The organism is Janthinobacterium pasteuri, assembly GCF_051380775.1.
Classification (GTDB): domain Bacteria; phylum Pseudomonadota; class Gammaproteobacteria; order Burkholderiales; family Burkholderiaceae_D; genus Janthinobacterium.
In genome coordinates this window covers 39,400-64,746 of sequence record NZ_JBNYXS010000005.1, presented here as the reverse complement: position 1 = coordinate 64,746, position 25,347 = coordinate 39,400, and the positions used below count along the sequence as shown (strand labels likewise).

Genomic DNA, 25,347 nt, shown 5'->3' with positions numbered 1-25,347 from the left:
TAGGAGCCACCATGACCATCGCCCGCCGCAGCATCCTCCTCACCGCCCTGACCCTGGCCCTGGCCAGCAACCTTGTCCACGCCACGGACCCGAAGGACATCACCATCGGCACCAGCGCCGGGCCGTACGCCGACCAGATCAAGCTGGGCATCAAGCCTATCCTGGAAAAACAGGGCTACAAGGTCAAGCTGGTGGAATTCAATGACTACGTCCAGCCGAACTTCGCGCTGGCCGAGGGGTCGCTGGACGCGAACGTGTTCCAGCACATCATCTACCTGAAGAAATTCGCGCTGGAGCACAAGCTGGCCCTGACGGACCTGATCACGATACCCACGGCGCCGATCGCCATCTACAGCAAGAAGCACAAGAGCCTGGATGAGGTGAAGGAAGGCACGACGGTGGGCTTGCCGAACGATCCGACCAACCAGGCGCGCGCGCTGGTGCTGCTTGACCAGTTGGGCTGGATCAAGCTGCGCAGCAGCTTCGACCCCGTGCGCGCATCGGAAAAGGATATCGCCGTCAACACGAAGAAAATCAAGCTGTTGCCGCTGGAAGCGGCGCAGCTGCCACGTTCGCTGGGCGACACCGACTATTCCTTCATCAACGGCAATTACGCGCTGGCCTCGGGACTGAAGCTGACGGACGCGCTGGTGGCCGAGAAAATCTCGCCCAACTACATCAACCTGGTGGCCGTGCGCACGGCGGACAAGGACAAGCAGTTCGCGAAAGACCTGGCAGCCGCCTACCGTTCGCGCGAATTCCTCGACATCACCAACAAGCACTTTGCCGGTTACTCGAAACCCGATTACCAGCAAGCCTTGCAAACGGCCGCGAAATAAGCCATGGCCAAGACGATACGCTTCAACGCCTTCCAGATGAATACCGTCGGCCACCAGTCGCCGGGACTGTGGACGCATGCGCGCGACCGCAGCCACCGCTATACCGATCCGCAGCACTGGACGGAACTGGCGCGGTTGCTGGAAGCGGGCCTGTTCGACGCAGTATTCCTGGCCGACGTGCTGGGCGTGTATGACGTGTACCGGGGCAGCCTCGATGCGGCCCTGGAACACGGCGTGCAGGTGCCGCTGAACGACCCGCTGGCCCTCGTGCCCATCATGGCGCAAGCCACCACGCACCTGGGTTTCGGCGTCACCTGCGCCCTCACTTACGAGCATCCGTACACATTCGCGCGGCGCATCTCCACGCTGGACCATCTGACGGGCGGGCGTATCGGCTGGAATATCGTCACGGGCTACCTCGATAGCGCCGCGCGCAACCTGGGCTTGGGCCAGCAACTGGGCCACGACGAACGCTACGACCTGGCCGACGAATACCTCGACGTCGTCTACAAGCTTTGGGAAAAGAGCTGGGACGACGATGCCGTCATCAATGACAAGGCACGCGGCATCTACGCCGATCCGGCCCGCGTGCATCCGATCAACCATGCCGGGCGCCACTACCAGGTGCCCGGCATCCATTTGTGCGAGCCGTCGCCGCAACGCACGCCACTGCTGTACCAGGCGGGCACCTCGCCGCGCGGCACGCGCTTTGCGGCGCGCCACGCAGAAGCGACCTTTGTCAGTGGCCCCAGCAAGACAGTGGTAAAGCGCTACGCCGACGACTTGCGCGCCGCCGTGCGCCTGGCGGGACGCGATGGCAATGCGCTGCTGATCTACGCCCAGGCGCTGGTCATCACGGGCGCCACGGAAGAAGAGGCGCGCGCCAAGCATGCCAACTACCTGCGCCACGTGAATATCGAGGCGGCACTGGTGCTGCTGTCAGGCTGGACCGGCGTCGATTTCAGCCGCTATCCGCTCGACGCCACCATCGACTACATCGATTCCCCGGCCGGCCGCTCGGCGCTGGCTTCGTTCAGCCAGGCCGACCCGGACCGCACGTGGACGGTGCGCGAGGCGGCCGAATACATCGGCCTGGGTGGGCGCGGCCCGGTGCTGGTGGGCGACGCGCGCCAGGTGGCCGACCAGCTGGAAAGCTGGCTGGACGAGACAGGCATCGACGGCTTCAATCTGGCCTTCGCCGTGGCCCACGACAGCATGGCCGACGTGGTAGCCCACATCGTGCCGGAACTGCAGCGGCGCGGCCGCTATCGCACCCATTACGAGGAAGGCAGCTTGCGCCACAAGGTCTTCGGCCAGGGCCCGCGCCTGCCCGCCGATCACGCGGGCCGCCAGGTCAGCATCACACCCGCGTCCATGCCCGCCTCTGCACTGGCGGCCTGACGCCTCTCCCCAACATCCAAGGACACCATGAAACGCAGAACCATCTTGCAACTGGCCGCCAGCGGCACCGCCCTCGCCACCTTGCCCAGCCTCACCCGCGCAGCCACGCAAGCGCCCCTGAAGGAGCTGCGCCTCGACTATGCCTATTATTCGCCCACCAGCCTGGTGCTGCGCCGCTTCGGCTGGCTGGAAGAAGCATTCAAGCAAGATGGCACCAGCATCAAGTGGGTGCTCAGCGCGGGCAGCAACCGCGCCCTCGAATACCTGAACGCCAACAGCATCGACATCGGTTCGAGCGCCGGCCTCGCCGCCCTGCTGGCGCGCGCCAATGGCAACCCTATCCGTGCGCCGTACATTTTTTCGCGCCCTGAATGGACGGCGCTGGTGGTGCGCAAGGATAGCCCCATCCGCAGTGTCGCCGACTTGAAGGGCAAGAAGGTGGCCGCCACCAAGGGCACCGACCCATATCTGTTCCTGCTGCGGTCATTGAAGACTGCGGGCCTGAAACGCAGCGATATAGAACACGTCAGCCTGCAGCATGCCGATGGCCGCGCGGCGCTGGAGCAAGGCAAGGTCGATGCCTGGGCCGGCCTCGATCCGCACATGGCCGCCAGCGAACTGGAAGCTGGCTCGCGTCTGATCTACCGTAACGTGGCCTTCAACACCTATGGTTTCCTGAACGTGCGCGAGGACTTCCTGGCCAGCCGTCCCGCCGAAGTCGGCAAGGTGATACAGGCCTACGAACGGGCCCGCGCCTGGATACGCGACTATCCGGCCGAAGCGGCGAAAATCCTGTCGGAAGAAGCCAAGGTCAGCCTGCCGGTGGCGCTGCTGCAGGTAAAACTGCGCAGTGACTTCAGCAATCCGCAGCCGTCGAACGAACACGTCAAAGCCCTGCTGGTGGCCGCGCCCATCCTCGTCGAAGAAGCGCTGGTCAAGCCAGGCGCCGACTTGAACCGCGCCATCGCAGAGCTGGTCGACACGCGCTCTGCGCAGCCGTTCATCGGCAAGGCGTAAGCGCTCATGGCCAGAGACACGCTCGCCGCGCCAGCATCGGCCCACGACACCGGCGTCCGGCGCAGGCTCTTTCGCCAGCCCTTGCCACGCGCGGCGCTTGGCCTCCTGCTGCCCGCGCTGGCACTGCTGGCGGCGGAACTGGGCGTACGCGCGGGCGCCATCCCCGCCAACCTGCTGCCAGCGCCCAGCGACATCGCCGCCACCATCGCCGAGCTGGCGCGCCAGGGCCTGGCCGGCCACGTGCTGGCCAGTACCGTGCGCGTGGCAATCGGCTTTGCCGGCGGCGCGCTGCTAGCCATCATCATTGGTGCGGCCGTGGGCCTGAACCGCACAATGGAGGCGCTGCTGGACCCCACTTTCCAGGCCCTGCGTGCCATTCCATCGCTGGCCTGGGTGCCCTTGCTGCTGCTGTGGCTAGGCATCGATGAAGCGCCGAAACTGGTCCTGATCAGCATCGGCACCTTTTTCCCCGTCTACATGGGCGTGGCGTCGGGGATACGCGACGTGGACCGCAAGCTGATCGACGCGGCCCGCATGTACCGTTTGAGCCGCCCTGCGCTGGCGTGGCGCGTGCTGCTGTCCGCCGCGCTGCCAGCCATCTTCACGGGCCTGCGCAACGGTTTGAGCCTGGCCTGGATGTTCATGGTGGCGGCAGAACTGATCGCCGCCAGCCAGGGCCTCGGCTACCTGCTCAGCGACGGGCGCGAAACGAGCCGTGCCGACATCGTGCTCGCTGCCATCGTGCTGCTGGCCGTGCTGGGCAAGGCCAGCGACAGCCTGATGCAGCGCCTGGAAACCCGTTTGCTTGCGTGGCGCGACAGCTATGCCACTCCCTGACGAAAGCGCCTCTGCATGACTGCCCTGCTCGACATTGCCATCCATGACAAATCCTATGGCGCGCGGCGCGTGCTGCACAATCTGCAATTGCAGCTGCGCCAGGGCGAAATCGTCAGCCTGATCGGCGCCAGCGGCTGCGGCAAGAGCAGCCTGCTATCCATCGTGGCCGGTCTCGATACGGACTATCACGGCGCCCTGCGCCTCGACGGCAAGTTGCTGGCCGGGGTGCACGCCGACATCGGCCTGATCTTCCAGGAACCGCGATTGTTTCCCTGGCTGACAGTGGCGCAAAACATCGCCTTCGGCCTCGGTGCTGGTGGCGAACACGATCCCAGGGGCGCGCAGTTGCTGGCGGAAGTAGGCTTGCAAGGCCACGCGCACAGCCTGCCAAAGCAGCTGTCGGGCGGCCAGGCGCAGCGGGCGGCGATTGCCCGCGGCCTGTTTGGCCAGCCCCGCATCCTGCTGCTGGACGAACCGTTTTCCGCCGTCGACGCGTTTACCCGCATGAAGCTGCAAGACCTGCTGGCCACCGTCGCTGCGCGCCATGGTTTGAGCGTGCTGCTGGTGACGCACGATATCGATGAAGCGCTGTACCTGAGCGACCGCATCGTCATGCTCGACACGCACGCCGGACCGCCACGCGCCCACTACGACGTGGCCGCGCCCCGGCCGCGCCTGCGCACGCCGGCGGCGCAAGCCCCATTGAAGGAAGCCATCCTCGGCGAACTGCACGCCGCGCATGCGATCTGAAGCTTGCCCACGGCCGGCAGTGACAAGCCTTGTCTTTCATGCTGGCTTGCCATGTTGAAAACAAACGAGCGGCGACGTGCACCGTCCTTTCCTTGCCATCCTCGTCATCCTGGCTGCCAGTCACATCGCGGCGCAGGAAAGCACGCAAGCCGACGCCATGCACGACCTGGCCTTGCGCATCGCCGGCAACGAAACCTCGATTGCCCTGCCCCTGTCAGCCGACGGCAGCTTTACCTTGCCGCGCAGCGCGCAGGCCGACAGCGAGGACGCGGACCTGATCACCAACAAGAAAAAGGGCCAGTATCGCTGGCAGCCAGCCATCCAGAGCGACGGCGTGCAGGCCAGCATGCGCCGCCTGGGCGACCTGCGCCTGCAATGCCAGGTGATGATCGCCATCGCCAAGAAAGAGATCGCGTTCTGGGTACGCACCCTGGTCGGCACCTTGCTGCGCACCACCGACTGGTGCTCCGCCGAACAGTTCAAGATGGACACTCGCAGCGATGCGCCGCTCGCCAGCGCCACCTTGCTCGCTGGCGAGCAGCGCATCGCCCTGACGGTGGAAAAAGAGGGGAGCTCCTTTCTCGCGCCCATCGGCGACACCCGCTATGCGCACGATACCCTGATCGAACTGCTCTACCACCACGATCCCGACGCCACCCCGCCCGCCTCCCCGTGAGCGTTTGCGTCCAGCCCCGTTCCATGTCAGCATACGCCACCTTGGCAATACGGATAAGGATCGCAATGTCCCTCACACCACCACGCGCGCTGGTCCTGGCCCTGCTGCTGGCCAGCCCCGCCACGCAGGCGCAAACAACTGCGCCAGCCACGCCGCCGACGCCGGGCTGCGAAGTCTGCGCCACCTGGAACGCGGACCAGGCGCCGTTCCGCATCTTCGGCAATACCTATTACGTGGGCGTGAAAGGCCTCAGTTCCGTGCTGGTGACGTCGCCGCAGGGCCACGTGCTGATCGACGGCGGCTTGCCGGAATCGGCACCCAAGATCATCGCCAATATTGCAGCCCTGGGCTTTCGCATCGAGGACGTCAAGCTGATCCTCAATTCGCATGGCCATATCGACCATGCGGGCGGCCTGGCCGAACTGCAGCGGCGCAGCAATGCGCTGGTGGCCGCCAGCCCGTCGGCCGCGCTGGACCTGGCGTCGGGCGAAGTGGGCCCGGACGACCCGCAATACCATGCGCTGCCCAAGTATCCGCCCGTCAAGGACATGCGCCTGGCGCGCGACGGCGGCCAGTTCAATATCGGCCCCGTCAACCTGACGGCGCATGCCACGCCGGGCCACACGCCAGGAGGCTTGAGCTGGACATGGCAATCGTGCGACGGCCCCCGCTGCCTGAACATGGTGTATGCGGATAGCCTCAACGCCGTCTCGCGCCCCGGCTTCAAGTTCAGCGCCAGCAGCGAGTATCCAAACGCCCTGGCGGACTTGCGCCACAGCTTCGAGACCCTGGAAAAACTGCCCTGCGACGTGCTCATTTCGGCGCATCCGGAAGCGTCGCAATTGTGGGAGCGGCTGGAAGCGAGCGTCACGGGCGGCAGCGATGCCTTTGTCGATCCGCAAGCCTGCCGCGCCTACGTGGGGGCGGCGCGCACCTTGCTCGACTCTCGTCTGGACCAGGAAAAACAGCAGTAAGCTTGTCAACCGTGCACGCTGGCTTGACGCCAATCTGCTACGCTGGCGCCATTCACTTCAAGAAGGAAATGCCATGTTCACACTCGCCAGACTGATCCCCCTCGCCGCCATCGTCGCCATCACCGCCGGCTGCGCGCAAACGCCCGTGCGCAGCGACGCTGCCGCCGCCGCGCCAGGCACCACCTCGCCAGCCAGGCCGGCACCGAAGCTGACGGGTACGCAGTGGAAGCTGAAGGAATTGAAGGGCAAGCAAGTGGTGCGCAAGGCGCCTGAACAGCGCGAAGTGACCCTGCTGCTGGCCGAAGGCCGCGCCAGTGGCCACAGTGGCTGCAACCAGATGATGGGCGGCTACACCAGCGATGGCGTCAGCACCCTGGCCTTCTCGCAACTGGCCGGCACCATGATGATGTGCCAGCCGCAGGACATGGACCTGGAGCGCCTGCTCTTGACCACCCTGGGCGAAGTCAATGGCTACCGCTACGCCGACCAGGAATTGCTGCTGCTGAAGGATGGCGCGGCCGTGGCACGCTATGAAGCGCTGACGGTGAAGTAAAACCCGCACTCCTGCATTTGAAGAGTACCTGAAAAACGTTCAGGGCAAGGCGCGGCGGCGCAGGCAGTACGCTAGTACGCCAAGGCGCTGCAACACCGCCATGGACGTTTTCTCGGCCACTCTTCAATCGTTGCGCATCTGCGCCTGCGATACGTTACTCTCAGGCGGCACGCTTTGCGTCAGCCACACGTTCCCCCCGATGGTCGATCCAGCGCCGATGGTGATGCGCCCCAACACGGTCGCGCCCGCGTAAATGACCACGTCATCCTCGACGATGGGGTGGCGCGGCGTACCCTTGATCAGCGCACCGCTGGCATCCGCAGGAAAACGCTTGGCGCCCAGGGTGACGGCCTGGTACAGACGCACGCGCTGGCCGATGATGGCCGTCTCGCCGATCACCACGCCCGTGCCGTGGTCGATGAAGAAGGACGCGCCGATGTGCGCGCCCGGGTGGATGTCGATGCCCGTCAAGGTATGCGCGATGTCGGCGATCAGGCGTGCCAGGAACGGCGCGCCCAGCGCGTGCAGGCGGTGCGCCAGGCGGTGGTACAGGATGGCGATGGTGCCCGGGTAGCACAGCATGATCTCGGCCACCGAAGTGGCGGCCGGGTCGCCCGCGTAGGCGGCCTGCACGTCCGACACCAGCAGCGCGCGGATGTCGGGCAGGCTGGCAGCAAAGGCACGCGTGATGTCGCGCGCCTGCTGCGCCAGCGCCGCATCGTCGCTGGCGGCATCCTGCTCCTCGCCGGCCGGTACAGAAAATAGCAGGCCGCGCCGCACCTGTTCGCTGAGGCGGTTCAGGGTAGTGTTGAGGGTGTCACCGACAAAATAGTCGATGCTTTCATCGGTGAGATTCGGCCGCCCGTAATGGGTGGGGAACAGGGCCGCCGACAGGCCGTTGACGATGGTGATCAAAGCTTCGCGCGACGGCAGTTCGCGCACCCTGCCGTTATGGCGGATCTTGTGCTTGTCTTCGCGCGAACTGCGCAAGGCCTGGATCACGGGCCCCAGGTTCCACTGGGCCGTGTCATCGGCGGGCGCTGCGGGATCAATGCTGTGCATGGCGTATCACTTCCAGAAAACGGCAAACAGGCCGGGTCGCCCAAGCTTAGCGGTAGCACCAAACGATGCAAACGAAGAATTTCAAGGTTTCATATGCGAAAACCGTATATGGATGGCAAACAGCGTCGGCACCAAACCCGATTCCAGTCACTAGCGTAAAATGACGGACTAACAAAAACACTCTTCAACATGACTAAATTATTAACATGGATTTTGGCGGGCCTGGCGATGGTCGGACCGCTTGCCATTGACACCTATCTGCCGTCTTTCCCCGCCATCGTGCACGATTTCAATGCCAGCCCCCTGCTGGTGCAGCAAACCCTGAGCTTTTTCCTGTTCACGTTCGCCTTCATGATGCTGTTTTACGGCACCCTGTCCGATTCGTTCGGCCGCCGTCCCGTGATTCTCGTCTCGCTGGTGCTGTATGTGATCGCCTCCGTGGGCGCCGCGCTGGCGCCGTCGCTGGGCTGGCTGATGGCCTGGCGCGTGCTGCAAGGCCTGTCCGCGGGCGCCGGTTCCGTGATCGGCCGCGCCATTGTGCAAGACCGCTATTCGGGCGCCGCCGCGCAGAAAATCCTCTCGCACATCATGATGGTGTTCGCGCTGGCACCGGCCATCGCCCCCGTGCTGGGCGGCTGGCTGCAGGTGGGCCTGGGCTGGCGCTGGATTTTCTGGTTCCTCACGGCCTTCGGCGTGCTGATGTTCGTCGTCGTCTGGCGCGCGCTGCCGGAAAGCCTGCCGAAGGAGCAGCGCCACGCCTTCCACCTGGGCGACATCGCCGTCAATTACTGGAAAGTGCTGTGCCATCGCCAGTTCCTGCTGCTGTCGACGGCCATCGGCGCCGCCTTTGGCGGCTTCGCCCTGTACATCGGTTCGGCCGCCTACTTCATCATCAACATCCTGCTTTTGCCGGAAACGGCATTCGCCTGGCTGTTCATCCCCTTAATTAGCGGCATGGTGTTCGGTTCGGCCCTGTCGGCGAAAATCGCCCACCGCACCAGCCAGCGCCAGATGATCTGGGCCGGCTTCATCCTGATGCTGGTGGCAGCGCTGGTCAACATCGGCTACAACTATGTGTTTGCCGCCGAAGTGCCATGGGCCGTGCTGCCCTTGTTCTTCTACTCGTTCGCCCTGTCCATCGCCATGCCACCGATGACCCTGATGGCACTGAACCACTTCCCCAACAACAGCGGCCTGGCTTCGTCGATGCAATCGTTCATCCAGATGCTGCTGTTCGCGCTGGTCTCGGGCCTGGTGGCGCCGCTGCTGTTCGATAGCGCGCTGAACTTGGCGTATGGCGTGATGGCGGGACTGCTGGTGAGTTTGCTGTGCTGGGTGTTTGCGCGAGGTAAAGCTGAAGCCTAGGTCGGATTACGGCCACGGCGCTGGCGTCACATCCCGATACTGCGCCCCGCCCTGCTCCGGCTCCGCTTCATTCTGCTGAGACGGCTGGCTCAGGGAACCGGCCGGCGAACGCAGACCCAAAATCTCCTTGCGCGCCTCGACGAAGTCGGCGGAACTCAACGGATGTTGCTGGTCGGGCCAGTGGCTGATGGCCCATTCCTGCAAGGTTTCAAAGCGCCGCCACAGTTCGGCGATAAATTCACGGCGCGCTTCTTCCTGCTGCACCGGCGTCTTTTCGGCGCCCTCCCCGATATGTACTTGCATGGCTGCTCCCTGGCTGATCAATCGTCCTGTCAGCCTACGCAGGGGCAAGCCATGCGTCTGTTCGCAAACGAACACTGGGTTTATCCGGGCATCTTGCGGAAACCCACGGCCAGGCGGTTCCAGGTATTGATGGAGCCGATAGCCAGGGTGACGTTGACCATCTCCGCCGGCGTCAATTGCTGCGCCAGCGCCGCATAGTCTGCGTCCGACGGGTGATTCTGCGGCAGCAGGGTCAGCGCTTCCGTCCAGGCCAGCACGGCCCGCTCGCGCGGCGTGAAGAACGGCGTTTCGCGCCAGACGGACACGGCATACAGGCGGCGTTCCGTTTCGCCCGCCTTGCGCGCGTCGCTCGTGTGCATGTCCACACAAAAGGCGCAGCCATTGATTTGCGAGGCGCGCAGGCGGATCAGCTCGACCAGCGAGTGTTCCACGCCCAGCTTGGCGATGGCCGCTTCCAGCGCATACATGGCCTTGACGGCGTCCGGCGAAGCTTGTGTGAAATCGAGTCGTTGCTGTGTCATGATGCATTCCTTGATAGAGTAGAGATGGACTATTGTAGAAGCGCAAGTAGCGCGTGCGGCAGGCCAATCCTGCCGAAAAACGGCAGACCACCAACAGATACTCCATGGAATTACATATCCTGATCGACGGCACGCGCGACCTGGGCGGCCAGTTGTATCGCCAGCTCAGCGAAGCCATCCGCTCGGGCCGCCTGGCCGACGGCCAGCAATTGCCGCCTTCGCGCCGGCTGGCCAGCCAGCTGGGCCTGTCCCGCAAGACAGTGTCCGACGTGTATGAAAAGCTGGGCTATGAGAAGCTGCTGATAGGAAAAGTGGGCGTGGGCAGCTTCGTGCAGACGCCGCATGCCTCGCCCCAGCGCCGCCACGCCAGCACGCCGCTGGCCAGCTCCGAGCGCATCGCCCGCTGGGAAGCGACGCCCACGCCCTTGCGCCGCGCCAGCCAGGAAACGCCCGCCCGCTACGCCTTCATCGGCGGACGCGCCACGCCCGCGCACTTTCCGCAAGATGAATGGCGCGCCTGCATGCTGCATGCGCTGCGCCAGGATGGGCAGGCGCGCGGCCGCTATGGCCCAGTGGAAGGCTTGCCCGCCTTGCGCGCGGCGATTGCCGGCCACGCCGCCTTCAGCCGCGGCATCCATTGCACCAAGGAACAGGTACTCGTCACCAGCGGCGCGCAGCAAGCTTTGCAGCTGCTGGCGCAAACCCTGCTGGAAGCGGGCGACACGGTTGCCGTGGAAGAACCTGGCTACCCGGTGGCGCGCGCCGTATTCGCCAGCCAGGGGGCGCGCGTGGTGGGCGTGAAAGTGGATGAGGCTGGCCTCATCGTCGCGCAAATCCCCGACGGCACGCGCTTGATCTATGTCACTCCTGCGCATCAATTTCCGCTCGGCATGCCGATGAGCATGGCGCGCCGCCATGCCTTGCTGGAGCGTGCCCGGCAGTTGGGGGCCATCATCATCGAGGACGATTACGACAGCGCCTTCCGCTACGAAGGCCGGCCCGAGGATTCCCTGCAAAGCATGGACCGCTACGGCGTCGTCGCGCACGTGGGCAGCTTTTCCAAGATCATGCTGCCGGAATTGCGGCTCGGCTATGTGGTGCTGCCACAAGCCATCGTGGCCGCCATGCAGACGGTGAAATACCTGAGCGATTGCCATACGGCCAGCCTGGGCCAGCATGCGCTGGCCAAGTTCATCCTGGACGGCCATTTGCTGCGCCATATCCGCCGCTGCCACGACATTTATGCGGGGCGGCGCGAACGGCTGCAGCACTGGTTCAACGGTCCGTTGTCGCCATGGTTCCGCCTGGTGCCAGCCAGCGCCGGCTTCCATGTGGCGGCGCTGGCGCAGGCACCGCTCGATATCGCCGAATTGCTGCGCCGCGCGCGCCTGGCCGACATCAGCTTGTATGCGCTATCCGGCTTTTACGCTGGGCCCGCCCGCCATGAAGGCCTGTTCCTCGGCTATGGCGCCATCGACAGGCTCGATATCGACACGGCGCTGGCCCGCGTGCTGGCGATCCTGCAAGAGATCGCTCCCCTGCCCCTCAGCGGGGTTGCCAGCGATAGTGTCCCGTAATCGGATAGCTGAACAAAATATTTTCCTCGCGCGCGCCCTCGCCGATGTTATGGATGACGAGCGGCACGCCACTCCCTGACCGCTTGTCGCTGACGATGCCGATATGCGTGAGGTTGCGCGGCAGGCGCCAGGTGACGATGTCGCCCGCGCGGTAAGCGTTCGCTTCCTTGGCTGGCGGCAGGCTGGTGCCATGGCGCGCAAAGAACGTGCCCAGGTTCGGCACGCGGCGGTGGTCAATATTGCGGTCCGGCCCCTTCATCTGCCAGCGCCCCTGCTGCTGGTACACCTGCCACGCCTTGCGCATGTCTTCATGCACCAGCACTTGCAAATCCTGGCCCAGTTTGCGGTAGGCGCGCACGACCACATCCGTGCATACGCCGCGCTCGAGCGGCACGTCGCCGCCCGGATAGGCGAGACGTTCGTAGCGCGGGTCGTACTGCAGGGTCACGCCCACCTGGCTGCGGGCAGCGGCGACGAGGGCTTGCGGGGTGGTATCAGGGGTTGCCGAGGCCAGCATGGGTGCCAGCGCAAGAAGCAGGAGGGAGAGCAGTTTAATTGGCATCAACGTCGAAGGTCGGATGGAAATGCCAACTTTACCGCAGCGGCAAGAAAAACGTCGGACGCTTAGACCGCCGCCAGCTGCGCCAGGTGCGCTGGAAAATCCACGGCAGGGCCAGCGGCATTGACGGTGTCAAAATAATCATGCCAGCCCGTGGCGGCGATGCCGGCCAGCAAGGCGTCCAGCGCCGCCTCGTCCGGGAAGCGCCAGACGGCATAAAACTGCTGGACAGCCGCCTGCAGCTTGCCGCCATCGATGGCGCCCATGGCCAGCGCTTCGGCGCCGCTGCCCGACAAGGCCGCCATGCCGGTGCCCACCGTGTCGAAATACGCCTGGCGCGCGGCGCCATCGAGGGCCAGCCAGGCGGGTTTCGGGCTGTACAGTTCTAACAGGTAATGCATGTTGTCTCCTTGGGTGAGGTATCGTCAGGCCAGCGAGCGCTGGGCGCGCTGGCAGATGCGTCGCGTCGCGGCATTGTCACTTTCCTGCAGCCATTGCGCGCACAGGCTGCGCACCCATTCCGGCTGGCTCTTGGCAGCATCGTTGAGCCAGTTGGCAACGGAATCCTGCACGTAGACGGCCGGGTCGGCGCGCAAGGGCTGCAACAGGGGCAAGGCCAGCTGCGGCTGCTCTTTTAAGCGGGCGATGTGCGCGCACCACACGCCGCGCGGGCGCAACGCTTCGCAAGCGAAGCGGCGCACTCTTTCCGACGCATCCCCCGTCCATGGCGCCAGCAAGGCAATCGCCTCGTCAAGACTTGCAGCCAGCCGGGGCCGCAGCGCCAGCCACGCCCATTCGCGCACGCCGAAGTGGCCATCGTCGGCCAGCGGCCGCATGGCCGCCAGCTGCTGCGGCAAGGTCAAGCCAGCTTGGGCGGCGATGGCAAAGCAGGCCCAGCCCCGCACTGTGTCGGATGGGTGCGCTTGCAGCAACGCCAGGTCGGCGTCGGCCTCCAGCAGCAATTGTGCCGCCAGGGCCATGCGCCGGGTGATGCCCACAGCGGACTGCGCGCGCATCCGGTTCAGGCGGGCGGCGCCGATTTCGGGTACGGCAGTGGCTAACAGCTGGACGAAATCGATGGCCAGCCCTTCTGTCAGGGTGGCGCTGGCCACGCTGCCCGCGTTCAGCATGGCCAGGCGCGCGGGAGCGATGTCGGCGACGCCACGGCTCATGGCGCACCTCGGACCGTCTTGCGCCAGGCTTTTTCCAGCAGTCCACTCAATAATTGCATCTCGTCCGGCATGAAATCGGCAAACAGGCTGGCGATCCATTGCGCGTGCTCATCGACCAGGGTGGCAGCTGCAGCTTCTCCCTTGGCGCTCAGGCGCACCAGCAGCTTGCGCCGGTCGAACTGGTCCGCGTGGCGCGCCAGGAAACCGTCACGTTCCAGGCCGTCGAGCAAGCCCGTGATGGTGCCGCGCGTCACGCCGGCCCGCTCGGCCAGTGCGTGCGGCGAGAGTCCCTCGGGCACGTCACGCAGCAGGGACAGCAGCACAAACTTGCCTTCCGACAAACCATGCCGGCCCAGGCGAACAGCGCAATCGCCATCGATGGCCGATGCCAGGCCCAGCACTTCAAAGCACAGGCGCAAGCGCGCCATGGACTGCGTCATGTCGAGACCGCTGGCGCGGCGCTGCACGTCGCCCAGCAGGGCCGTGTATTTCTGTTCGAGTTTTATCATATGGCGCAATATAATATGGCGCCATACTACAAGTCAAATGAAAAACCATGATGGTTTTCATGTCGGCTCAAAAGCGGGCTTTATCCCTCGCCCACGCGATGATGGATTGCGCATCGATGGCGCCCGGCTGGCGCGCCACTTCCACGCCACGCGAAAACAGGGCCAGGGTGGGAATGCTGCGGATATTGAAACGGCTGCCCAGGTCCGGCGACGCTTCCGTATTCACCTTGACGACGCGAAACGCGGGCTCCAGGGTCTTGGCGGCTTGCACATAGAATGGCGCCATGCTGCGGCACGGACCACACCAGGGCGCCCAGAAGTCCACCAGCACGGGGATGTCGCTGCGTTCGATATGCTTGAGGAAGCGGGCGCTGGCCAGGTCCACGGGCTGGCCTGTAAATAAATCTTTCTGGCATTTGCCGCAGGTGGGCTGCTCGGTGAGCCGGGCGGCCGGCAGGCGGTTGACGGCGTCGCAATGGGGGCAAACGATGTGCAGCGAGTCTGGCGTGGTCGAGGTCATGGCATTCCTGGAAAGGGTGGCGTACAGTTGCCGCACATTTTACGGTGTATCGTGCAGCGCCGTCGGCACGCTGGCGGCGCATTTGCCAATACTCCACTATAGTGCGCTGGAACGGCGCGCACATTGCCCAGCCAGCCAAGGAAAACAATGCCCGATGTCGCAGAAAACATGGATCTGAGCACCGCCCCCGTCCACGCAAAACTGGATGCCACCCTGACTTTGCAGCGGGCCGCCTATCTGGCCCACCCCGTGCCCACGCTTGCCGAGCGCAAGCGCGACTTGCAAACCTTGCAGCGCTTCATCCGCGAGCATAAAGAAGCGCTGTGCGAGGCGATCAGTGCCGACTATGGCAACCGTTCCCGACACGAAACCTTGCTGGCGGAGATCTTTCCCGCCATCGACGGCATAGACCATGTCTTGAAACAGTTGAAAAAATGGATGAAGCCGCAGCGCCGCACCGTCGACTGGCGCAATTTCATGGGCGCCCGCAACCGCGTGCTTCCCCAGCCGCTGGGCGTGGTGGGCGTCATCGTGCCGTGGAATTTTCCTGTGAACCTGAGCCTGGTTCCCCTGACCTACATCTTTGCCGCTGGCAACCGTGCCATGGTCAAGATGAGTGAAAACTCGCGCCACCTGGCCCGGCTGCTGATCGACACCATGCCGGCCTACTTCCCACCGGAAAAATTGCAGTTTTTTGAAGAGACGGGCGGCGTGGGCATGGCTTTTTCACAACTGCCGTTCGACCACCTGCTGTTTACGGGTTCCGGCCAGACGGGCCGCGCCGTCATGGCGGCAGCTGCGCGCAATCTGTGCCCGGTGACCCTGGAGCTGGGCGGCAAGGCGCCGGCCATCGTCTGCGCAGACTTTCCCCTGCGCACCGCCGCCGAACGCATCCTGTTCGTCAAGTACCTGAATGCGGGACAGATCTGCACCAGCGTCGACCACGCCTGGCTGCCCGAAGCGAGCATCGCCGCCTTCGTCGACCACGCGCGCCAGATCGTACCCACGCGCTACCCTCGGCTGGACACGCCCGACTACACCTCCATCATCGACGAGACCGCCTTTGAGCGCCTGCTACTGGCGCTGGACGAAGCGCGCGCACGGGGCGCGCAAGTGATTCCCCTGCTACCGGGGCCTGCCTACGACCGCGCCACGCGCAAGATCGCGCCGCATATCGTGCTCGATGCGCCCGAGGACAGCTTGCTGCTGACGCGCGAAATCTTCGGCCCCATCCTGCCGCTGCGCGGCTATGCACATCTGGACAGCGTGATCGACAGCATCAATGCGGGGCCGCGCCCGCTGGCCATCTATCCGTTCAGCAAGCAGGCAGACACGGTGCAGAGACTGATTGACCGCGTGATGTCGGGTGGCGTGTCCGTCAATGACGCCCTGTTCCACGTGGGCCAGCACGATTTGCCGTTCGGCGGCGTGGGCGAGTCCGGCATGGGCCATTACCACGGGGTGGAAGGTTTTCATACCTTCAGCAAGCTGCGCCCCGTGTTTTACCAGGCCCGCTTCAGCACTTTGACACTGCTGTGGCCGCCGTACGGCAAGCTGGCCAGCCGCGTGCTGGCCTTCCTGACGCGCTAATTGCTTAGAGGAACAGCGAGGCGGCGATGGCCCACATGACGAGAGCGATGATGCCGTCGAGCACGCGCCAGGCCATGGGCTTGGCAAACACGGGCGCCAGGTAGCGGGCGCCAAAGCCCAGCAGGAAGAACCACAGGGCCGAAGCCATGATGGCGCCACCTGCGAAGTAGAAGCGTCCCACGCCTTCATGCTGGCCACCGATCGATCCGAGCAAGATGACCGTGTCGAGGAAAGCGTGCGGGTTCAGCAGGCTGAACGCCAATGCCGCGCCGATCACGGCCCAGTAACCTTCGGGCGCCTTGGCAGCCGACACTGTCATGGCCGTTGGACGCCATGCCGACTTGGCCGCACGCAAGCCATACGCGATCAGGAAGGTGGCGCCACCAGCCTTGGCCCACAGCAAGAAGTTGGGATTATCGGCAATGAACGTGCCCATGCCGGCCACGCCGGCCGTGATCAGGATGGCGTCGCACAGCAAACACACGAGTATGCAGGTGAGCACATAATGGCGCTTCAAGCCCTGCTTGAGCAAAAATGCGTTTTGCGTGCCGATGGCCACGATCAGGCTCGCTCCGAGGCCCATGCCTTTCAAGAAAATTGCGCTGTCCATATCGATTCCTTTGCATTGCTTTCCATCACGCGCACGGCCGCCCACGCTCTGCCGGCAACGGCAAAGTCATCAGTGGTAGGTGGAGGGTGGTGCGGAACCAGGAGGACCGCGCGGGAGAGTGGAGTTGTTACCCTATTTCAACAGTGTAAAGAAAAAGTAAATATAAGTATAATGAATGATTCTAACCTTATATAAGAGAATCTTATGCGCGTCGTCGATTACCGTGGATTGGCCGCCCTCGATGCCGTGATCGGCCTGGGCAGCTTTGAAAAGGCCGCGCAAGCGCTGGCGATCAGCCAGCCAGCCGTGTCGCAGCGCATCCGCACCCTGGAAAACCTGGAAGGCACTTTGTTGATCATCCGCAGCCACCCGCCTCTGCCCACGGAAGCGGGCCAGCGCCTGATCGCCCACTACCGGCAAGTCAAATTGCTGGAAGCGGCGCTCGACGCCCTGCCGGGACCCACCACGCAATTGCCGGAGCTGGCCATCGCCGTCAACGCCGACAGCGCCGCCACCTGGATCCCGGAAGCGCTGGGGCCGCTGCTATCGCCGCCATCTTGCCTGCTCGATATCCGCCTCGATGACCAGGACCACACCCTGAGCCAGCTACGCGAAGGACGCGTGTTTGCCTGCGTCACCAGCGCCAACGACCTGGTGGCCGGCACCACGGCCACGCCGCTGGGCGGCATGCGCTACCTGTGCGTGGCGTCGCCCGCGTTCGCGCAGCAATGGTTTCCCCATGGTTTTACGGTGGAGGCCGTCAGCCAGGCGCCCGCCATCACGTTTGGCAGCAAGGATGCCCTGCACGAGCGCTATTTGCAACACCGCCTCGGCTACACGGGCCGCTATCCGCACCATGTGCTCGGTTCGGCGCGCGACTTCGTGCGCTTCATCGAAGCGGGCTATGCCTATGGCATGGTGCCTCTGCTGCAGGCGGAAACGGCGCTGGCCGCCGGCAGGCTGGTCGACGTGGCCGCCGGGCAAGCGCTCGACGTCCCCCTGACCTGGCATGCCTGGGATATCCAGACACCCCTCACGCGCACCCTGTCGGACGCCGTCATCGCCACGGCGCGCAAATGGCTGTTGCAGGATTGATTGAAACATGCAACATTTATCTATGACGGACAGCAACTTCCCCATGTGCACCCTGCCCTGCCTGGTCTACACTGCAAGCTTCACCAACAAGTATCGGGAGCCAGCATGACGATAGTGCGCACCACATTGCTCTGTTTGCTGGCGGCCATCCCGCTGGTCACAGTCCTGGCTGCCTGCTCGCCCTTGACCGCCATCAATGCCTTGTCGTCCGGCAGCGCCTCGCAAGTGACGCGGGGCCTGGCCTACGGCCCACTGCCGCGACAAAAACTCGATGTATATACCCCCAAAATCCGCACGGGCCCCGTGCCCGTGGTGGTGTTCTTTTATGGCGGCAACTGGACGGCGGGCGAGCGCGCAGACTATGCCTTCGTTGGCCACGCGCTCGCTGCGCGCGGCTACATGGCCGTAATCGCCGACTATCGGCTATATCCGGACGTGCACTACCCCGAGATCTTGCAGGATGCGGCGCGCGCCGTGGCCTGGGCCGCGATGGAGTCCGGCCGCCATGGCGGCGACCCCGCGCGCCTGTTCGTCATGGGCCATAGCGCCGGCGCCTACAATGCGGCGATGGTGGCACTCGACGCCAGCCTGCTGGCGCGCCACGGCATGCACCCGCACGACTTGCGGGGCTGGATAGGCCTGGCTGGCCCGTATGATTTCCTGCCGATCGAAAACACCACCACCCGGCCCGTCTTCTTTTACCCGGACACGCCCGCCTCTTCGCAGCCTATCCATCACGTCACTGCCGAAGCCCCACCCGTCCTGCTGATCGCCCCCCTGCCCGGGCAGGATAAGCTGGTCAATCCGCAGCGCAACACGGGTGGCCTTGCCAAGGCCTTGCGGGCGTTGTCCAGGCCCGTGACGGAAACGTATTTCGACAAGGTCAGCCATACCACCCTGGTCGCCTCACTGGCCAGCCCCTTGCGCATGCTGGCCCCCACGCTGGACGCCGTGAGCGCCTTTATCGACGCCAACAACAGCATGGACAACGTGCTGACGCCAGAGATGGGCATGCAGGAGAACTCGGCCACCCGGCACCATCCTGCAACGGCGCAAAGTCCCGCAACGACGCAGGGCGCCGCCACGCAAGCTGCCGCAGCGCGCCCCGCCACCTACGACAATACGCCCGCCCCCTGAAAGACGGGCGCTCTGCCCGGACCAATACGCACGATGCTGCGCCAGCTAAGCGCATCGCAAGGCTAGCCACTCGCGATGCGGATTCAGCGGCCATTCAGCCCACAGCAGCGGCCCGCTTATTCTTTACGGCTGGCACTGCTTTTGCTTTGAGCGGAGCCCGCTTGCGATGCGCTGCCGCTGGCCGAGCCTTCGCTGCCGGCCGACTGCTGGCTGCCCTGCTGGCTGACGCTTTGCAGGCTTTGACCTTCACGGCTGTGCGCACCGCGTTGCTGGTCGCGGTTGCTACCGTTTTGATGGCTGGCCTGGAATGGTTCAGCGACGCGCTGCATGGTTTCCTGCTGCTTGCGCACGTTTTTCTGCGTTTCTTCCGAAGCCGTACGCGCCACTTCTTCGGCCAGAGCCTTGGCAGTACGGCTCGTTTCACTCACATGCTGCTCTGCCACATTGGCCAGTTCGACCTGCGTATCGGCTGCCAGGCGCGATACCTGTTGCTGGTACTTGCGCAGTTGCCCGACGACTGGCTGGCCCGCTACGGCAGCCACCTGAAACACATCTTCAGCGCGCTCGAGCGTCAGCAGGTTCTGGCTGGTGACAGTGGTTTCTTCCAGCAAGCCTTGCACCAGCTGCATGTTCAGGTCATTAAAGTGCTGCACCGACTGGAACAAGGACTTCGACAGACCATTGAAAAAGGCCAGTTGCGCTTCCAGGTGGTTTTTGACGGCAGGGGTAACACTACGGAAATATGGATACATGGAGTTCCTCATTAAATAGCGGTTGGGTAGACACAAGGCGACACCACCGGCTGTCGAACGGTGAAGCAGACGACCGGGCTACGCCACGAAACGCGAAAAACATATCCGATTGGTGGAAAGATGCTTTGCAACGCGAGTCCCAAGGCTACGTGAGCACCGCAGGTGAAGGATGATCTGGATCAAAGGTACGCCAGGCAGCGCAGAAAGTTTTGGCTGGACAGCTTGCCCTTGGCAAACGTCAGTGACAGGAAGGAAAATCTGTGCCCGGCACGACGGGCCGGTAGCCATGGCTGCGTAGCGAGGCTTCCAGCCAGCGGTTGCCATACCAGCCACGCGCCAGCAGGTAACTGAGCTCCGCGGCGGCCATCAGCAGCATCATCGGACCGATGTGCAGTTCGGTGGCCAGATGACTGCCAAACCACAGGCAGACATCCATCGCCAGCATGAGCAGCAATAGCCACCAGCGGCGCTTGGTCACGGCCCAGAACGAGCCCAGCAAAAGGGCCGGCCAGGAAAATCCCGTTTTCACGTAGGCATAGCGGCCCGCATCGTCGGCAAACAGGGTGGCGCTGTGCTTCATGTTGCTCTCTTCTGGTAATGAACGGTGTCAGGGTTCGGAATGGTGGCAGACGGCTTCGACATTGTGACCGTCCGGCCCCAGCACGAAGGCGCCGTAGTAATTTGGATGATAGATGGCGCGGATGCCGGGGGCGCCATTATCCTTGCCGCCCGCTGCCAGCGCGGCCTTGTAAAACGCGTCCACCTGGGCACGGTTGTCCGCCGCGAAGGCGAGATGCATGCCGGCATGCGGCGTGCCGCCCGCGCCGAACCAGAAATCGGGCTTGCCATCCTTGCCCAAGCCAACCCAGCCCTGCACTTCCATCACCACCGATACGCCCAGGGGCGCCAGGGCGGCCGAAAAGAAAGCCTTGCTGGCCTGTGCATCGCTGACATTCAAACCGATGTGATCAAGAATCATGATGGTGCTCCTTGCAGGTAAGGGGACAGGAAGCAGAATATGCGCCAAAATTGCTTTTTAAGCAAGCAAAGCAACAACTCCTGCGTGGGTTTAGTAGGCCCGCGCAGGAGCACCGGAACGATGACCGCGCACCTGCCTCGCCTAGCGCAGGTTACCCGTATGGCCCAGTGAATAGCGGCCCGGCTGCGGCCATACGGTCAGGCCATGCGGTTCCTGGCCGACTTTCACCTTGGACACGTCGCCGCTGTTCGTATCGATGCGATACACCACATCGTCGAAGCGCCCGGACAGCCACAGATACTTGCCATCGGCGCTGACATTGCCCATATCGGGGCTGCCGCCACCGGGAATCGGCCACTGCGACACCACTTTTTCGGTGGCGAAATCGATCACGCTGACGCTGCCCTTGCCTTTCGGCTTGCCGTGGATGCGGTGCGTGCCGCGGTTGGCCACGTACAGTTTCTTGCCATCGCGGCTAGGGTACAGACCGTGCGCGCCCACGCCCGTCTGGATGAAGCCGATTTCCTTCAGGGTGGCGCCATCAACGATGTGCACGCCATCGGCATCCATGTCGGCGATATAGAATTTCTTGCCATCCGGCGAGATGCGTATGTCTTGCGGCATGCCCTTCTTGACGCTGCAGATTTCATTTGCCGGGCCGCCCACGGGGCCGGACTCGGCAAAGCGCTTGGCCGGCATCTGCAATTTCAGGTAGCCGTCGACCTTGCGCCCCACCAGGTCGATCTTGGCAATAGTGCCGTCGAACTCGCAGGTGAACATGGCGTAGCGGCCGTCATTGGAAAAATCCGCATGGTTGATGCCGCCACATTGGGGCGTGTCGATCGAATACTGCACAGCCATGGTCTTCGGATCGCGGAAATCGAGGCGGTGGCGCGCTTCGGCCACGACGATGGCCGACTTGCCATCGGGCGTGAAGTACATATTGTAGGGATCATCGACAGGCACTTCCTTGCCCGGCTTGCCGCTCAAAGGATCGACCGGCGTCAAACTGCCCTTGTCCGTGCGTTCGGCATTATTCGCCACCCACAGGGTGCGCAAGTCCCACGACGGCACCACGTGCTGCGGGCCGATGCCGACCTTGAACTTGTCGACCACTTTCAGGCTGTCCTGGTCGATCACATAAACGTCGTTCGAGCGCAGGTTGGGCACGTAGACTCTGCGCAAGTGATCCTTGACGACGGGGCTCATATTGCTGCTGGCGATGCTGCCGTACACGTTTTTCGGGTCCACCAGCGGCGGCATGCCCGGCAGCGGAGAATAGGCGGCAGCCGGCGCCGCGGCGGCAGGGGCCGCTGTGCTGGCGCCGGTGACCTGGCTGGCCACGGCCAGGCCGGCCAGCGCGGCAGCCAGGGCGGACAATGTGACGATAGTGCGTCGTTGAGATTTTTTCATGTGATTTCGCGTCTTTTCGTTGCAAAAGCCGGAAGTTCAGCACTTCCGGCGGAGAATTTACTTGTTACGTTGTAGCAGTTGCTTGATGGCGGCCACCGAGGTATCCACCTGCAGCTTGATGCCGATCTGACCCAATTCAGCCGTGGCACGCGTGGCGTCACCGCGCACGCCGTCTGCCACGCCGGGCTTGGGTCCGTGGGCCATGGCCTCGCTGCGCACCAGCGACGGGTCCGTCGCCAGCATCAGCGCCGCGTCGGCCAAGCCCGCATGCAGGCCGATCTCGGCGCTGCTGTGGCCGCGCTTCTGCAGCTCGGCAATATATTGCGTTTGCGTAATGTCATAGTAGTCGAGCAAGGCGTAAGCACGCGCATCTTTGGCGGCGGAAGCTTTTCCCCAGGCACGATTGAGCTTGCTGGCCACGTTCTGCTCGTTTTTCTGGTAGCCGCCATGGTCGCCGAGGAAGATGATGTCGCGGAAACCATGCTGGCGCAGGCTGGCGGCCGCCCCTTCCAGCACGGCTTCGAAGGCGGCTGGCGGTATCGAGATCGTGCCGGCAAAGCGCATGTGACCAGCTGGTGGCGTAATACTGCCTTCCGGCACGTAGGAAACGACGGGTGCGACGATGGTATTGCCCAGCTTTTGCGCAATCTGGCGCGCCAGCATCCCGGCGCGCACATTGTGCTTGCCCAGCGCGATGTACGGCCCGCTCTGCTCGACGCCGCCAATCGGCACCAGCACTGTCGTGGCACCGTGATCGATACGGCTGCGCAACTCCGTGCTGGTCAGCTCTTCCAGCATGACGCTGCTGCTGGCAGGCGCGGCCGCCATGACGGGCGCCGTGACCAGCAGACACGAAAACGTCAGGACGAACAGGGAAACGAGGGGCTTGCGTGAAATGCGGAGCGTGGATGGCGCGTAAAGCACCGTTCGCAGGGGGAACTGCAGAGTCATAAGCCAACGTCTTTCCAAGGTCAAAGCGTGACACCGTGCCCGGCCTTGCCAGGCAAGCTGGCTGCCACGCAGGAATTGTATTCCATCATGACGGGAAGGGCACGTTAATTTGACGCGGCACTTTGCAAGGAATTGACGAGGGGAAACTATCTATCACGCTGTTGCCGCGTTAGCCCTCGCCGCCTCGCCATCATGGCGAGTCTCGTTGCGCTTCTCGGCATAGGCCTTGAGTGAGCGCATCGTTTTGGGAAGCCCTTGCCGGACTTGTTTGGCAACGCCTGGCCCGAACAGAAAGGCGAGCGCTCCAGTGAACCACACGCGGTGAACGACTTCCGATCCGCCATCTACGGCGGCAACCGTGTGCTCGAAGTGGATGCGAAACAGGGGGATATAGCCTTCTACAGTGAACGAGCGGCCTGCAGTGCGCTCGGTGACCAGCATCGGAATACCCATCCCCTTGCTGGGAACTATCCGGCCATTTGTTCCCACCGCGAATGGTCCATTGAGCCGGGCTTGTTTTGTATCCGGATCCCACAAATGCCATCGGTCAACCTCGCTCCAAATTTGGTCAATGACCGTGGGCGGGACTGCAACGTAGATGCTTTCCTCGATATGCGTCAATTGGGGATCTCCCTATCATTTTCATGAAAGTAACTGGGTCTACTATCCGGCGCCGCGCAGCATCTGGATATTGGTCGGCAGCAGAGCATTCATCATGCAGTATCGCCATGATAATTGCGACTATCAAAAGATACGCCGCTAGCATAAACAAACACTACGGCTTTTCCCTTGCACCGGCAAAAATGGACTTGCCGGGATTGGAGGATACACTGTTTTTTTGTCATATAAATATAATTAGATTCTGGTTATACTTGTCACAAACAGAATCAGGCCATGACGCCAACCTTGTCTGGAGCCAGGCTCAAGCGGTACGGCAATGAGCAGGCGCGCGCCTGGCAAGACAAGTAACGAGGCATGCATTTCACACCCGGCACGACTCCATCCTGAAAGCGTTGGCCGGGTTCGACCACAAGCCACTGGCCGTGATGGCCGTGAGATTTTGAGAGATGATGAACGCAACACATTGGAGGGCTCAGGAGCTAAAGCATCACTCAGCGGATATCGTTTGGCTGAATGCCGAGGGTGCTCGCCGCGCATATCATTTAGTGGGCCTTCATGACTCGAAGACGCATCTCGGCCTGGACATTAACACCGTTGGCGCAATCGAGCGGTTCGAATTCGGCAATGATGCGGCCATCGCGACCATGTGGTTACGTGCGCGTGTACCGGGCATTCAGCAGGTCGTGGTTGTGTTTGGAGAAGACGAATGCTTCTTATGCAGCAGTGTGTTCCTGGTCGAAAACTGGTCGGATATTTTTATCCCTTCACGTGACGACGCGATAGTCTATTCGAACGACAAACCTCTTATCCTATTTTATAGCCATGAGAATGCATTCGAGGTGGGGCAGCGAATTGTCTCTGATTAAAGGCCGAGTTCGGCCACAAGCGGACTGATACTTTTTTTTGAAAATTGCTTATGCAACGCTATTTCTACGCGACAGCAAAGGACCTTCTACCAATTTTCGAACTTGTTGAGGCGAAGATTCCGCTTGGCTATACACGAACTGGGCTATTTGATGAGGATGCTTACGTGACGTTTGGCAGCGGGGCAGAACTTCCGACACTAACAAAAGCCTTAGTTGTTACTAGTGCGGTAGCGGGGCCAGGATACCTTGTCACTGAGCGGGCGTCTCTTATCCAGAGTAGGGGCATCCAACAAAATGATGGGCGAAAAAAATTCGCCATCGACCAGTTGATGAATCCTGATAGTATTGTTTTCCAGCACGGCGGCTTTTATTCTGACCAGATTTTGTTATCTGGTCGTATCTCGACGGCGTCAGACACTCCGGTGGCCACGAGGCTACAACGTGCGTTCTCTACTGCGTTGACCAACAAATTTTTCCGCGTTAAAGCTTATTGGGTCGGACCAGATGCTTTGGCACTATTAGAACGAGGTGCTCGCTTAACGATTGGCGCTGCCTCGCCAAGCGAATTCGATTTGGCGCTTGACAGCTAAATGCCCTCGGCCCGGTACCGGCCAGAAGCGGACATTCAAGTAGAATCAGTGAGATTCTTTTCCGCGCCGCTATGTTAGATTCTCGCGTATTCGCGATGCATCACCTGT

At 62.9% G+C, this 25,347-nt stretch carries 30 protein-coding genes; 15 read left to right on the top strand and 15 right to left on the bottom strand.

What is annotated here, in order from left to right:
- The first annotated feature begins 11 nt into the window (after window positions 1-11).
- From ACQ4WN_RS07360 to ACQ4WN_RS07325, 8 genes are all read left to right on the top strand, one after another.
- Window positions 12-839, top strand: coding sequence for a MetQ/NlpA family ABC transporter substrate-binding protein (locus ACQ4WN_RS07360; RefSeq protein ID WP_436550933.1), 828 nt, complete (start codon window positions 12-14; stop codon window positions 837-839).
- Window positions 840-842: 3 nt separating this feature from the next.
- Window positions 843-2,240, top strand: coding sequence for an LLM class flavin-dependent oxidoreductase (locus tag ACQ4WN_RS07355; protein ID WP_436550932.1), 1,398 nt, complete (start codon window positions 843-845; stop codon window positions 2,238-2,240).
- Window positions 2,241-2,267: 27 nt separating this feature from the next.
- Window positions 2,268-3,257, top strand: a complete 990-nt coding sequence (locus ACQ4WN_RS07350; RefSeq protein WP_436550931.1) for an aliphatic sulfonate ABC transporter substrate-binding protein — start codon at window positions 2,268-2,270, stop codon at window positions 3,255-3,257.
- A gap of 6 nt (window positions 3,258-3,263) precedes the next feature.
- Complete coding sequence (locus tag ACQ4WN_RS07345) at window positions 3,264-4,094, top strand: ABC transporter permease (RefSeq protein ID WP_436550930.1); 831 nt, start codon at window positions 3,264-3,266, stop codon at window positions 4,092-4,094.
- A 15-nt stretch (window positions 4,095-4,109) separates the two neighbouring features.
- Window positions 4,110-4,844, top strand: a complete 735-nt coding sequence (locus tag ACQ4WN_RS07340; RefSeq protein ID WP_436550929.1) for an ABC transporter ATP-binding protein — start codon at window positions 4,110-4,112, stop codon at window positions 4,842-4,844.
- Window positions 4,845-4,920: 76 nt separating this feature from the next.
- On the top strand, window positions 4,921-5,520 hold the full coding sequence (locus ACQ4WN_RS07335; RefSeq protein WP_436550928.1) for a hypothetical protein: 600 nt from the start codon (window positions 4,921-4,923) through the stop codon (window positions 5,518-5,520).
- Between the two features lie 65 nt (window positions 5,521-5,585).
- A complete protein-coding gene (bla, locus tag ACQ4WN_RS07330) occupies window positions 5,586-6,494 on the top strand; it encodes a subclass B3 metallo-beta-lactamase (protein WP_436550927.1) in 909 nt (302 codons plus the stop codon).
- A 73-nt stretch (window positions 6,495-6,567) separates the two neighbouring features.
- The gene (locus ACQ4WN_RS07325) at window positions 6,568-7,047 is read left to right on the top strand and encodes an META domain-containing protein (RefSeq protein ID WP_436550926.1); all 480 of its coding nucleotides are present in this window, start codon (window positions 6,568-6,570) and stop codon (window positions 7,045-7,047) included.
- Between the two features lie 123 nt (window positions 7,048-7,170).
- On the opposite strand, the gene epsC is transcribed toward ACQ4WN_RS07325, so the two are convergent.
- A complete protein-coding gene (epsC, locus tag ACQ4WN_RS07320) occupies window positions 7,171-8,109 on the bottom strand; it encodes a serine O-acetyltransferase EpsC (RefSeq protein ID WP_436550925.1) in 939 nt (312 codons plus the stop codon).
- Window positions 8,110-8,298: 189 nt separating this feature from the next.
- On the opposite strand from epsC, the gene ACQ4WN_RS07315 reads away from it, so the two are divergent.
- Complete coding sequence (locus tag ACQ4WN_RS07315) at window positions 8,299-9,474, top strand: multidrug effflux MFS transporter (protein ID WP_436550924.1); 1,176 nt, start codon at window positions 8,299-8,301, stop codon at window positions 9,472-9,474.
- Between the two features lie 6 nt (window positions 9,475-9,480).
- Here the strand turns inward: ACQ4WN_RS07315 and ACQ4WN_RS07310 are convergent, their stop codons facing one another.
- Together ACQ4WN_RS07310 and ACQ4WN_RS07305 are read right to left on the bottom strand one after the other, a co-directional pair.
- Window positions 9,481-9,777: a hypothetical protein gene (locus ACQ4WN_RS07310; protein ID WP_436550923.1), complete on the bottom strand. Its 297-nt coding sequence runs from the start codon at window positions 9,775-9,777 to the stop codon at window positions 9,481-9,483.
- Between the two features lie 80 nt (window positions 9,778-9,857).
- Window positions 9,858-10,298: a carboxymuconolactone decarboxylase family protein gene (locus ACQ4WN_RS07305; protein WP_436550922.1), complete on the bottom strand. Its 441-nt coding sequence runs from the start codon at window positions 10,296-10,298 to the stop codon at window positions 9,858-9,860.
- A gap of 104 nt (window positions 10,299-10,402) precedes the next feature.
- On the opposite strand from ACQ4WN_RS07305, the gene pdxR reads away from it, so the two are divergent.
- Entirely contained in the window at window positions 10,403-11,875 is a 1,473-nt protein-coding gene (gene pdxR, locus ACQ4WN_RS07300) for a MocR-like pyridoxine biosynthesis transcription factor PdxR (RefSeq protein ID WP_436550921.1), read from the top strand.
- On the opposite strand, the gene ACQ4WN_RS07295 is transcribed toward pdxR, so the two are convergent.
- The 5 genes from ACQ4WN_RS07295 to trxC all read right to left on the bottom strand — a co-directional run bounded on the left by ACQ4WN_RS07295 (window position 11,844) and on the right by trxC (window position 14,635).
- Complete coding sequence (locus tag ACQ4WN_RS07295; protein WP_436550920.1) at window positions 11,844-12,437, bottom strand: DUF1287 domain-containing protein; 594 nt, start codon at window positions 12,435-12,437, stop codon at window positions 11,844-11,846. The genes pdxR and ACQ4WN_RS07295 overlap by 32 nt on opposite strands.
- A 62-nt stretch (window positions 12,438-12,499) precedes the next feature.
- Entirely contained in the window at window positions 12,500-12,835 is a 336-nt protein-coding gene (locus ACQ4WN_RS07290) for a DUF6616 family protein (protein ID WP_436550919.1), read from the bottom strand.
- A gap of 24 nt (window positions 12,836-12,859) precedes the next feature.
- On the bottom strand, window positions 12,860-13,606 hold the full coding sequence (locus tag ACQ4WN_RS07285) for a HEAT repeat domain-containing protein (RefSeq protein WP_436550918.1): 747 nt from the start codon (window positions 13,604-13,606) through the stop codon (window positions 12,860-12,862).
- Window positions 13,603-14,112, bottom strand: a complete 510-nt coding sequence (locus ACQ4WN_RS07280) for a MarR family winged helix-turn-helix transcriptional regulator (RefSeq protein WP_436551082.1) — start codon at window positions 14,110-14,112, stop codon at window positions 13,603-13,605. Before ACQ4WN_RS07280 ends, ACQ4WN_RS07285 begins: the two co-directional genes overlap by 4 nt.
- Before the next feature lie 70 nt (window positions 14,113-14,182).
- Entirely contained in the window at window positions 14,183-14,635 is a 453-nt protein-coding gene (gene trxC / locus ACQ4WN_RS07275; RefSeq protein WP_436550917.1) for a thioredoxin TrxC, read from the bottom strand.
- Window positions 14,636-14,782: 147 nt separating this feature from the next.
- Here trxC and ACQ4WN_RS07270 point away from each other — a divergent pair, with 147 nt between their 5' ends.
- The gene (locus tag ACQ4WN_RS07270) at window positions 14,783-16,225 is read left to right on the top strand and encodes a coniferyl aldehyde dehydrogenase (RefSeq protein ID WP_436550916.1); all 1,443 of its coding nucleotides are present in this window, start codon (window positions 14,783-14,785) and stop codon (window positions 16,223-16,225) included.
- Window positions 16,226-16,229: 4 nt separating this feature from the next.
- On the opposite strand, the gene ACQ4WN_RS07265 is transcribed toward ACQ4WN_RS07270, so the two are convergent.
- Window positions 16,230-16,835 (bottom strand): LysE/ArgO family amino acid transporter, encoded by a 606-nt coding sequence (locus ACQ4WN_RS07265; protein ID WP_070312363.1) that lies wholly within the window; start codon window positions 16,833-16,835, stop codon window positions 16,230-16,232.
- 204 nt (window positions 16,836-17,039) lie between these two features.
- On the opposite strand from ACQ4WN_RS07265, the gene ACQ4WN_RS07260 reads away from it, so the two are divergent.
- Window positions 17,040-17,930: a LysR family transcriptional regulator ArgP gene (locus tag ACQ4WN_RS07260; RefSeq protein WP_436550915.1), complete on the top strand. Its 891-nt coding sequence runs from the start codon at window positions 17,040-17,042 to the stop codon at window positions 17,928-17,930.
- Between the two features lie 105 nt (window positions 17,931-18,035).
- Complete coding sequence (locus ACQ4WN_RS07255; RefSeq protein WP_436550914.1) at window positions 18,036-19,067, top strand: alpha/beta hydrolase; 1,032 nt, start codon at window positions 18,036-18,038, stop codon at window positions 19,065-19,067.
- A gap of 116 nt (window positions 19,068-19,183) precedes the next feature.
- On the opposite strand, the gene ACQ4WN_RS07250 is transcribed toward ACQ4WN_RS07255, so the two are convergent.
- From ACQ4WN_RS07250 to ACQ4WN_RS07225, 6 genes are all read right to left on the bottom strand, one after another.
- Window positions 19,184-19,819: a phasin family protein gene (locus ACQ4WN_RS07250; protein WP_436550913.1), complete on the bottom strand. Its 636-nt coding sequence runs from the start codon at window positions 19,817-19,819 to the stop codon at window positions 19,184-19,186.
- 238 nt (window positions 19,820-20,057) lie between these two features.
- Entirely contained in the window at window positions 20,058-20,399 is a 342-nt protein-coding gene (locus ACQ4WN_RS07245; RefSeq protein WP_436550912.1) for a DUF2628 domain-containing protein, read from the bottom strand.
- 27 nt (window positions 20,400-20,426) lie between these two features.
- Entirely contained in the window at window positions 20,427-20,798 is a 372-nt protein-coding gene (locus tag ACQ4WN_RS07240) for a VOC family protein (RefSeq protein ID WP_436550911.1), read from the bottom strand.
- A 141-nt stretch (window positions 20,799-20,939) separates the two neighbouring features.
- On the bottom strand, window positions 20,940-22,211 hold the full coding sequence (locus ACQ4WN_RS07235) for a YncE family protein (protein ID WP_436550910.1): 1,272 nt from the start codon (window positions 22,209-22,211) through the stop codon (window positions 20,940-20,942).
- A 57-nt stretch (window positions 22,212-22,268) separates the two neighbouring features.
- On the bottom strand, window positions 22,269-23,039 hold the full coding sequence (locus ACQ4WN_RS07230) for a creatininase family protein (RefSeq protein WP_436551081.1): 771 nt from the start codon (window positions 23,037-23,039) through the stop codon (window positions 22,269-22,271).
- A 276-nt stretch (window positions 23,040-23,315) separates the two neighbouring features.
- Complete coding sequence (locus tag ACQ4WN_RS07225; RefSeq protein ID WP_436550909.1) at window positions 23,316-23,783, bottom strand: SRPBCC family protein; 468 nt, start codon at window positions 23,781-23,783, stop codon at window positions 23,316-23,318.
- A 446-nt stretch (window positions 23,784-24,229) separates the two neighbouring features.
- Here ACQ4WN_RS07225 and ACQ4WN_RS07220 point away from each other — a divergent pair, with 446 nt between their 5' ends.
- Together ACQ4WN_RS07220 and ACQ4WN_RS07215 are read left to right on the top strand one after the other, a co-directional pair.
- Window positions 24,230-24,649, top strand: coding sequence for a hypothetical protein (locus tag ACQ4WN_RS07220; RefSeq protein WP_436550908.1), 420 nt, complete (start codon window positions 24,230-24,232; stop codon window positions 24,647-24,649).
- Between the two features lie 50 nt (window positions 24,650-24,699).
- On the top strand, window positions 24,700-25,239 hold the full coding sequence (locus ACQ4WN_RS07215) for a hypothetical protein (protein WP_436550907.1): 540 nt from the start codon (window positions 24,700-24,702) through the stop codon (window positions 25,237-25,239).
- Window positions 25,240-25,347 lie beyond the last annotated feature (108 nt).